Annotated in this window: 8 protein-coding genes; 6 read left to right on the forward strand and 2 right to left on the reverse strand. The window is 69.8% G+C overall.

Annotated elements, in window-relative coordinates:
- Positions 1-23: 23 nt before the first annotated feature.
- The 5 genes from ACFU5K_RS11150 to ACFU5K_RS11170 are packed head-to-tail and all read left to right on the forward strand — an operon-like array spanning position 24 to position 6,693.
- Entirely contained in the window at positions 24-893 is an 870-nt protein-coding gene (locus tag ACFU5K_RS11150; protein WP_384059129.1) for a hypothetical protein, read from the forward strand.
- A 43-nt stretch (positions 894-936) separates the two neighbouring features.
- The gene (locus tag ACFU5K_RS11155) at positions 937-2,223 is read left to right on the forward strand and encodes a hypothetical protein (RefSeq protein WP_384059131.1); all 1,287 of its coding nucleotides are present in this window, start codon (positions 937-939) and stop codon (positions 2,221-2,223) included.
- Positions 2,220-3,770, forward strand: a complete 1,551-nt coding sequence (locus ACFU5K_RS11160) for an SCO6880 family protein (RefSeq protein WP_384059134.1) — start codon at positions 2,220-2,222, stop codon at positions 3,768-3,770. The genes ACFU5K_RS11155 and ACFU5K_RS11160 overlap by 4 nt, the downstream gene beginning before the upstream one ends.
- Positions 3,771-3,788: 18 nt before the next feature.
- Entirely contained in the window at positions 3,789-5,207 is a 1,419-nt protein-coding gene (locus tag ACFU5K_RS11165; RefSeq protein ID WP_384059137.1) for an ATP-binding protein, read from the forward strand.
- 1 nt (position 5,208) lies between these two features.
- On the forward strand, positions 5,209-6,693 hold the full coding sequence (locus ACFU5K_RS11170; RefSeq protein WP_384059140.1) for a type IV secretory system conjugative DNA transfer family protein: 1,485 nt from the start codon (positions 5,209-5,211) through the stop codon (positions 6,691-6,693).
- 18 nt (positions 6,694-6,711) lie between these two features.
- On the opposite strand, the gene ACFU5K_RS11175 is transcribed toward ACFU5K_RS11170, so the two are convergent.
- Both ACFU5K_RS11175 and ACFU5K_RS11180 read right to left on the reverse strand, forming a co-directional pair.
- Positions 6,712-7,260, reverse strand: a complete 549-nt coding sequence (locus ACFU5K_RS11175) for a GNAT family N-acetyltransferase (RefSeq protein WP_384059143.1) — start codon at positions 7,258-7,260, stop codon at positions 6,712-6,714.
- 55 nt (positions 7,261-7,315) lie between these two features.
- Positions 7,316-8,338, reverse strand: a complete 1,023-nt coding sequence (locus ACFU5K_RS11180; RefSeq protein ID WP_384059146.1) for an FAD-dependent monooxygenase — start codon at positions 8,336-8,338, stop codon at positions 7,316-7,318.
- A gap of 85 nt (positions 8,339-8,423) precedes the next feature.
- Between ACFU5K_RS11180 and ACFU5K_RS11185 the strand changes: the two genes are divergently transcribed.
- Positions 8,424-9,422, forward strand: a complete 999-nt coding sequence (locus tag ACFU5K_RS11185) for a GntR family transcriptional regulator (RefSeq protein ID WP_384059149.1) — start codon at positions 8,424-8,426, stop codon at positions 9,420-9,422.
- Positions 9,423-9,582: the final 160 nt, after the last annotated feature.

The following is a 9,582-nucleotide window of genomic DNA, read 5'->3' on the forward strand; positions in this document are numbered from 1 at the left end:
ACGGTTGAGGGGGCGTACGCGGCATGAGCCAGGGCGACGAGCGCGGTTACGGCGGCAGCGAGCCGGGTGGCCGCTCGGAAGATGCGTACAGCACTCTCGGCGGAACGCGCCAGACCCGCACCCGCATGCCCGGAAGCGGCGAGGACCCCGACGGTTACGGCCGGCGACCCGCCCGCAACTCCCGCTCGCTGGTGATGATCGTGGGCGTGGTGGTGCTGCTGATCGCGGCGATCGCGTTCGCGAACCAGGGCGGGGGCGACAACGGCGGCAGCGGCAAGGAGAAGAAGCCGGACGCCACCGGCGCGGTCCCCACCACGGCGACGGGCACCAAACCGGTCCAGGGCAAGAACGGCACCATCGCCTTCGGCTTCGCGCACGACGAGCAGGGGGCGCAGAGCGCTGCGGCGAATTACGCGGTGGCGCTGGGGTCCGCGGAGATGTTCGACAAGACGAAGCGCGATGGCATCCTCGACGCCGTTATCGCGCCTACGTCCATCGATAAGTTCCGGTCCACGCTCGATCAGGCCTATTCGACCGGCTTCTTCAGAAACGTCGGCCTCAACGACGACGGCACTGCTCCTGCAGGCTTTGCTTTCATCTCCCGCACGACGCCCATCGGAACAAAGGTGACAAAGGCGTCTGAGGACCAGGTGACCGTCGACGTCTGGTGCTCGGGCCTGCTCGGCCTGGCGGGCGAAGGATCGACGAAGCCAGTTACGGACGGCTGGTTCACCATCACCATGGAACTGCAATGGGTGAATGGCGACTGGAAGGCTGTCACGCACTCCCAAAAGGACGGCCCTGCCCCCGTGGGCGGCGACAACAGGGCGTCCGGAGCCGACGAGATCGCCGGTGCCGTCAACGGGTTTGGAGGCTTTACCTATGCCCGGTAAGCCGTGGCGTCGTGCCAGGTCCGTCGTTGCCCTACTCGCCGCGATGCAGGCTTCTCTCACCCTGTTCGCGACGCGAGCCGTAGCAGCCCCATCGCCTACACCCAGTCCCAGTAGCAGTAACAACCCTTGCGACCTCATCTACGGCGCTGCCCGCGATTACTGCGAGGACGGCGAAAGCGGAGCCGGCGCCAGGCGCACCCCCTCCGTCACAGACGACGCCCTAGACCCCCTCTCCTCCCTGGCTCGCGGCTGCGCCGACGCCGCCGCCTACCTCGTCCGCGAGCTCAGCAAGGCCGTGGAGAGCACGGCGACCGTCGACTTCACCAACTCCACGTTCCTCACCCAGTACGCCGTGGTCTTCGCGGCCTCCACCATCCTCACCCTGGTCCTGTGGCTCTTCGCCGTGGCCAAGCGCGCCATCAGGGGCGTGCCGTTCACCACCGCGATCTCCGAGGCCGTCGGGTTCCTCTGGCTCACGGTCCTGGCCTCGGCCTTCACCCCGCTCATCCTGTACGTGGTGGTCTCGGCCACCGACGGCGTGTCCGAGGTCATCTCGACCGCGACGGGCGGGCAGACCGACGTCTTCTTCGGGTCGTTCGCCGAGGCGCTCAAGAAGGGCAAGGACATCGGCGGCGGGCCGATCATGCTGATCGTCGTCTCCCTCGTCTCGATTCTCGCCGCCGGAATCCTGTGGCTGGAGCTCGTCATCCGGGCCGCCCTGCTCTACGTGGGCGCGCTGCTCGGTGTCGTCGTGTACTCCGGACTCGTCGACAAGAACATGTGGGGCCACGTCCGCCGCTGGGCGGGAATCATGATCGCGGTGATCATGGTGAAGCCGGTCATCGTCATCGTGCTCGGCCTCGCCGGGGCACTCTCCGCAGACGACGGGCCCAACGCGTTCTCGGCCGTGGTGTCCGGGCTCTCCATCATCCTGCTGGCAATCTTCGCCTCCGCGATGATCTACCGCTTCGTACCCGGCTTCGGCGACGAGATCCAGGGCGCCCGCACCAACCGCCGGCAGGCCACCGACGGCTCCCAGGCCGCCGCCCTCATCAGCTCCCCCGCCGCCCTCGTCTCGCAGGGCATCAAGACCCACAGCGGCCGCAGCGGTGGCGGTGAAGGCGGAGGCGGCGCCCGCCCGGCCAACCCGGTCAGCGGCGGTGTCGCCGCCCACAGCTCCCGCAACCAGGGCGGCGGAGGCGGAGGTGCCGCACCCTCGCCCCGCAGCGGGTCCGGACCCGCCTCCGGCACTCCCCACGGCAGCCGCTCCCCGCGAGGAGGCGGTTCAGGCAGCACAGGTAGCACGAGCACAGGAGGTGGAGGGCGTTGACGATCCAGTCCCATACGATCGCGCCCCGCCGCACGTATCTCATCGGCCGGGCCCGGCCGAACGCGATCGTCGGCAAGAACCGTGAGACGGGCGAGATCGCGCTGATCATCGCCGGGGCGTTCCTCGGCATGATGAGCGGCCTCCTCGTCCCCGCCCTCTCCCTGCGGATCGTCTCCCTCGTGGGCTTCCCCATGCTGGCCCTGGCCGTCGTGTACGTCCCCTACAAGGGCCGCACCTTCTACAAGTGGTTCGAGATCAACCGCAGCTTCAGGCGCACCCTGCGCCGCGGCACGGCCTACCGTTCCGCCGCCATGGAGGCGGGCGTGAGGACCGACGGGCGCGAGGTCGAGATCGGGCCGCCGCCCGGCATCGGCAGGATCAGCTGGCTCGCCGCGCCGTTCGGCCCCGACGAGATCGCCGTCCTGCTGCACGCTGACCGCCGTACGGTCACCGCGGCCATCGAAATCGAGGGCCCCGGCGTCGGGCTGCGCGACAGCGAGGACCAGGAGGCCCTGGTCGACCGCTTCGGCACCCTGCTCAAGCACGTGGCCAACGGCGACGGCTATGTGACGCGCCTTCAGATGCTTGCCCGCACCCTCCCCGCCGACCCCGACGCCCACGCGAAGGACGTCGCCCAGCGCGGTGACAGGACCGCGCCCGGCTGGCTCCAGGACTCCTACGACCAGCTCCAGTCGATGGTCTCCACCTCCAGCGAGCAGCACCGCGCCTACCTCGTGGCCTGTATGCACTACAGCCGCGACCTGGCCGCCGAGGCCAACGCCATGGCCCGCGCCATCCGCCCTCAGGGCGGCCGCAAGGTGGACCGCGACGCCGGGCTCGCCGTCGTCATGGCACGCGAGCTGACCGACATCTGCGCCCGGCTCGCCGAGGCCGACATCCGGGTGCGCCAGCCGCTCGGGCAGAGCAGGCTCGCCTCCCTCGTGCACTCGATGTACGACCCGGACCACCCCATCGACCACATCCAGGCGATGACGAAGCGCAATGCCTGGCCGGCCGAACTGGACGCGGTCGAGCCGACGTTCCTGCAGGCCAAGACACGCGAATCCACCACCCGCGCCCCCTGGTGCCACGCCACGGCCTGGGTGAAGGAATGGCCGATGACTCCGGTCGGCGTGAACTTCCTGGCGCCCCTGCTCGTCCACACACCCGACGTGATCCGCACGGTCGCCGTCTGCATGGACCTCGAACCCACCGAGATCGCCATCGAGCGGATGCTGACCGAGAAGACCAACGACGACGCCGAGGCGAGCCGCCAGGCCAAGATGAACCGCACGGTCGACCCGCGCGACATCGCCGCCCACGGCCGGCTCGACCAGCGGGGTGAAGATCTGGCGAGCGGGGCGGCGGGGGTCAACCTCGTGGGGTACATCACCGTGTCGTCCCGGTCCCCCGAGGCCCTCGCCCGCGACAAGCGGACGATCCGGGCCTCGGCCGGCAAGTCGTACCTGAAACTGGAGTGGTGCGACCGCGAACACCACCGCGCCTTCGTGAACACCTTGCCGTTCGCCACCGGTATCCGTCGCTAACGAAAGGGCAGTCACGCCATGCGAGATCCGCTGTCCGCGTTGTCGGATGCCTTCACCGGCTTCCTGTTCGGGAAGGTGGAGACGACCCGCCTGCCGGTGCGCACGTCCACCGGTCAGGCCCAGGCCGTCTACCTGCCGACCGCCGCGCCCGGCCTCGGCGACTCCGGCGTGATCATCGGGCGTGAGGTGTATTCGGGCAAGGGCTACATCTACGACCCGTTCCAGCTGTACGGACAACAGCTCCCCGCCCCGCACTGGCTGGTCCTCGGCGAGTCCGGCAACGGCAAGTCCGCACTGGAGAAGACGTACGTCCTGCGCCAGCTCCGCTTCCGTGACCGCCAGGTCGTCGTCCTGGACGCCCAGGGCGAGGACGGCGTCGGCGAGTGGAACCTGATCGCCGAGGAGCTGGGCATCACGCCCATCCGGCTGGACCCGACGGCGGCGCTGAACGACGGGATCAGGCTCAACCCGCTCGATCCCTCGATCACCACGACCGGCCAGCTCGCCCTGCTGCGCACGATCATCGAGGTCGCCATGGGCCATGGCCTCGACGAACGGTCCGGCTTCGCACTCAAGGTCGCCCACGCGTACGTCAGCGCCACCATCACCACCCGCCAGCCCGTACTGATGGACATCGTGGAGCAGCTGCGCCACCCGAAGCCCGAGTCCGCCGAGGCGATGAACGTCGACATAGACGACGTACGGGCCTGGGGCCTGGACGTCGCTCTCGTCCTGGACCGCCTCGTCGACGGTGACCTGCGGGGCATGTTCGACGGCCCGACCACGATCGGCATCGACCTCGACGCACCACTGATCGTCTTCGACCTCTCGCACATCGACCGCAACTCGATCGCGATGCCCATCCTCATGGCGATCGTCGGTGTCTGGCTGGAGCACACCTGGATCAGGCCCGACCGGAAGAAGCGCATCTTCCTCGTCGAAGAGGCCTGGCACATCATCAACTCCCCCTTCGTCGCCCAGCTCTTCCAGCGCCTGCTGAAGTTCGGACGACGCCTCGGCCTGTCCTTCGTGGCGGTCGTCCACCACCTCAGCGACGTCGTCGACGGGGCCGCGGCGAAGGAAGCCGCCGCCATCCTGAAGATGGCCTCCACCCGCACGATCTACGCCCAGAAGGCCGACGAGGCCAGAGCGACGGGCAAGGTCATCGGTCTGCCCAGGTGGGCCGTCGAGATCATCCCGACGCTGACCCCCGGCATCGCCGTCTGGGACGTCAACGGCAACGTCCAGGTCGTCAAACACCTGATCACCGAGGCGGAACGCCCCCTGGTCTTCACGGACAGGGCCATGACCGAAGGGTCGACGTCGGACATGCTCCCCGAGGACGTACAAGCCGCGGAGCTGGAGGCGGAGCAACGGGCGGCGCACATCGAGTACCACCAACGGGTGAACGAGTCCTCCGAGTCAACGGTGGCATGACATGGCACGCCAGTCACCATCCGGCACGGGGCGCGGCGAACAGCAGGGGGGCATCCCGGACGGCCTGCTGATCGGCCTCCTGGCCTTCCTCTTCGGCCTGACGGTCCTGGCCTGGACGGCCACCGGTCTCGCCGGGCTCTTCACCCACGGCGCATGGCCCCACGCCGTCACCTTCACGCGCACACCACTCGCCCTGCGGGCCCTGGCCGTGCAGCCCACGGACCTGCCGGGGGCGTGGCCCGACACCCCGGCCGGTGAACTGTCCGGACACGGCCTGTTCTGGGGCCTGTTCATCGGCGAAGTGATGGTTCTGCTGGTCCTGACCGTGTTCGCGGCAGGCGTGGTCACCCGCTGGCGCATGGTCAGGAAGCGGCGGGTCTCCCACCTGGAGCCCGCACCGAAAGCCGTACACCCGCAATCCGCGGTCCACGAGTACGGTCGGGCCGGCACGCGCTCCCTGGGCCCCCCGGCCCCCGCGCCGCCGCCCGTCGCGGCACCTCCGGCCGCGGCGTACGCACCGGAGACGCCCCCAGCCGCCGTCCCCACGCCCCGCACCCCGCACGTCATGTACGGCGTGTCCGCCACCCGCCGCCCCACCGCCGTCCAGGCCATCAGGGACGCGGACGGACCCGCACTGGTCGTGACCTCCGATCCCACCGTCTGGGCCGAGACGAAGGACGCCCGGAGCAAGCTCGGCCCCGTCCTCGTCTACGACCCGGGCCACCTCTGCGACACCCCGGCCAGGCTCCACTGGTCACCGACCGCCGGATGCGAGGACCCCGCCGTCGCGGCCGCACGCGCCACCGCGCTGCTCACCCCCGTACGCCCCCTGGCCAAGGCGGACGCAGCCGTCGCCGACACGGCCGCGACCCTCCTGCAGTGCTGGCTGCACGCCGCCGCGGTGGACGGCCGCCCCTTCCGCCAGGTCCACCGCTGGGCTTCCGGCGCGGGCGGCCACGAAGTCGTGCGCCTGCTCCGTACCCACCCCAAGGCGGCCTCCGGACTCGCCGGCCTGCTGGAGTCGGCGCTCACGGCCTATCCCGAACGCCGCGAGATGGCACAGGAACTGACCGTACGGGCCTTCGCCGCCCTCTCGTCCGTCCACATCCGGGAAGCCTGCACAGCCAATCGAGCTGATGCGCTCGTACTGGAATCATTTGCACGCGAACTGGGAACGCTCTATGTGGTTGGTGAACCCATCGAGGATCCCCGCCACCACCCCGGTGCGATGCCCCTGCTCACCGCACTCACCTCACACGTGGTCGAGCACGGCCGCCGCATGGCCGCACGGTCAACCGACGGTCGGCTCGACCCACCAATGTCCCTCGTCCTCGACGACGTCGCCGCTGTCGCTCCGCTGCCCCAGCTTCCGGAGCTTCTGGCGGCCGGCCAGGACCATGGGATGCCCGCGCTGGCCCTGCTCCGCTCCCGGGAGCAGGCCCGGGCACGCTGGCAGGAAGAGCTCCCCGCTCCCGGGACCCGCTGATCGTCGTCGCGAGGGCCCTCAACGGCGGATCTCGAACTCCAGTTCCAACGAGTCCCGATCACCCTCCAGCCGCACGGTACGGCCCGTCGGGACGAAGCCGATCCGGCGGTAGGCGGCCGCGGCGCGCGCGTTGGCCTCGTGGACGTACAGCCGCACCCGCTCCACCGGCGGGCCGGTCAGCGACCACGACCAGTCGATCGCCTCCCGGAAGAGCGCGTCCAGCACCCCTAGACCCCGGTGACCGGGCCGCACGAACACACCCACCAGGTGAGTCTGGTCGTACTCCGCCGCCTCGCCGAACCCCGGCTCGTCGGCTGGACGTTCGATGAGAACCGACACCGTCCCCGCCCACTCGCCGTCCGGCGTCTCGGCGATGAACTGACGGCTCAGCCGACCCTCGGCGGCGTCAGCCGTCCGCTGCTGCCAGAACTCGTCCGGCCTCACGACCGCGCGCTCGTACGTCTCCAGAAAGGCGATCGACGCCACCGGATCCCGCAGCGCCGCCAGACGGATCTCTCTGGCCGGCTCCCACTCCTCCGCCCGGACACCGCGAATGTCATAGTCCATGGGCCGATGCTGCCCCGCAGACCCGACCAGGGCAAACGGCTTTTGGCCCCGACGGTCAGCCGTCCAGCGACAGCGCGTTCTTGGCGAGTTCGACGGACGCCTCGGAAGCCGGCCCGCCAGGGTTCTCCGTGGCCAGCGCCTGGTTGAGGGCCACGAAAGGCCGCATACGGCCCTCATAGCACGCGAAGGCGGAGGCGTGGTCCTCAGGCGTCCGGGCCAGGCAGTCGGCCAGTACGTGGGCGCCCACGAGCGCCAGACTGGTGCCCTGGCCCGAGAGAGGCGAGGGGCAATAGCCGGCGTCGCCCAGCAGGGCCACCCTGCCGAGGGACCAGCTGTCCATCCGGATCTGTGCCATGGCGTCGCAGTAGAAGTCCGGAGCGCCGAGCGCGGCCTCGGCCAGCCGCGGCCCCTCCCACCGGATGGATGCGAGCCGCTCCGTGATGATGCGACGCAGGGCGCCGGCGTCACGCTCCAGCGGGCCGGACTCGATGCCGAACGCGACCCTCAGCTCGGTGTTGCCGCGCACCGGCATGATCCCGAAACCGGCCTCCCCGTCGCGCAGCCACACCTGCCAGTCCTCCAGCCCGAGGAAGTTGTCCGTACCGAACACGGAGAGGTAGCTGCCCAGATGGTGGGCGAAGCGCTCCTCGGGGCCGAAGGCCAGCCGTCGTACCGTCGAATGCAGACCGTCGGCCCCGATGACCAGGTCGTAGGTCCGGGGCGCCTCCCCGGCGAACTGCACCCGCACGCCCGCAGCGCCCTCGTCGAGCGCGGTGACGGTGTCCCCGAAGAGGTACTCGACGTCGTCACGGGTGCGCTCATGGATCAGCCGCACCAGGTCCTCGCGCAGGATCTCGATGTCGTCACTGTCCAGCCGCCCGCTGCTGTAGGCGACCTCGGTCGAGCGATGGACTTCCTTTCCGTCGGCGTCCAGCACCGACATGCCCCGCATCCTCGTACGCACGGCCCGCGCCTCGGCCAGCAGACCCATCCTCTCGACCACGTCGAGAGCGACGCCACGGACATCCACCGCCTGCCCGCCGGGCCGCAGTCCCGTACCGCGCTCGACCACGGTCACCGCGATTCGTCCCTCTCGTATGCCGTAGGCGTCAACTGAACTAACGGCGTACGCAGCTAGTACAGCGAGAGGAAGAGGGGCCACTGTGACCAAGCCCACACGCACGGGGGCCGAGCCTCCCTACCTGCGCATCGCGGCGGACATCCGGCGACGCATCACGGACGGCGAACTGTCCCCGGGAGACCGTGTCCCCTCCACGCGCCAGGTCGCCAGGGAATGGAAAGTCGCCCTCGCGACCGCCACCAAGGCTCTGACCACGCTCCGCCTGGAGGGACTGGTCGAGGCCCGACCGCGAGCGGGCACCGTCGTCGCCCCCAAGGTCCCCTCCCGCAGCAGGCGACGCCCGTCCGCCGCTCCCGCGGAACAGGAGCTCACACTCGACCGCATCGTCCGCACCGCCATCGACATCGACATCGCGGACGCAGAAGGCCTGACCGCTCTCTCCATGCGCGGCATCGCGGCCCGCCTGGGCGTGGCTCCCATGTCGGCCTACCGGCACGTCACCGGCAAGGACGACCTCATCCTGCTCATGGCGGACGCCGCGTTCGGCGAGGAGTCCTTCCCGTCGGACCCGCCCGGGGGCTGGCGTCCGAGGCTGGAACTCGGCGCGCGCACGCTCTGGTCCCTGCACCGCAGACACCCCTGGCTGGCCCAGCTCTCCTCCCTCACCCGGCCTCTTCTCGTGCCCGGGCTCATCGCCCACGGCGAGTGGTCCCTGAGCGCTCTCGACGGTCACGGCCTCGCACCTACCGAACTGTTCGACATCCACGTCCTGCTCTTCAGCCACGTCCAAGGGCTTGCCATCCACCTGGAACGGGAGGCACAGGCCGCGGCCACCTCCGGTCAGTCCGAGGAACAGTGGATGGTCAGCCGGGCCCAGGCCATGCAGGACCTTGTGGAGTCCCGCCGCTTCCCCACGTTCGCCAAGGTGGTCGGCTCCTTCGACAACGGCTACGACCTCCACCTCGACACCCTCTTCGAACTCGGCCTCAAGGCCCTCCTCGACGGACTCGCACCCGTCATCGAGGGCCGGCCCCCGCACAACAGCCGCGACGGCAGCCCCTCACGGGCTCGCCTTCCGTGACGCGAGCGCGAGGCATCAGGACGCGCTTACTCACGAGAGCGAAGCCGCTCCGGCCTGAAATAAAACCGGGAACGCAGAAAAGCCCCGTGCCACAAGGGCACGGGGCTTTCCCGGAATAATTGTTCGGCGGCGTCCTACTCTCCCACAGGGTCCCCCCTGC

Source organism: Streptomyces sp. NPDC057428, from assembly GCF_042803195.1.
Classification (GTDB): domain Bacteria; phylum Actinomycetota; class Actinomycetes; order Streptomycetales; family Streptomycetaceae; genus Streptomyces.

Excerpts from the sequence above, each read along its gene's own strand:
- ACFU5K_RS11150 (WP_384059129.1), top strand. The coding sequence starts at position 24 with ATGAGCCAGGGCGACGAGCGCGGTTACGGCGGCAGCGAGCCGGGTGGC.
- ACFU5K_RS11155 (WP_384059131.1), top strand. The coding sequence starts at position 937 with ATGCAGGCTTCTCTCACCCTGTTCGCGACGCGAGCCGTAGCAGCCCCA.
- ACFU5K_RS11165 (WP_384059137.1), top strand. The coding sequence starts at position 3,789 with ATGCGAGATCCGCTGTCCGCGTTGTCGGATGCCTTCACCGGCTTCCTG.
- ACFU5K_RS11170 (WP_384059140.1), top strand. The coding sequence starts at position 5,209 with ATGGCACGCCAGTCACCATCCGGCACGGGGCGCGGCGAACAGCAGGGG.
- ACFU5K_RS11175 (WP_384059143.1), bottom strand. The coding sequence starts at position 7,260 with ATGGACTATGACATTCGCGGTGTCCGGGCGGAGGAGTGGGAGCCGGCC.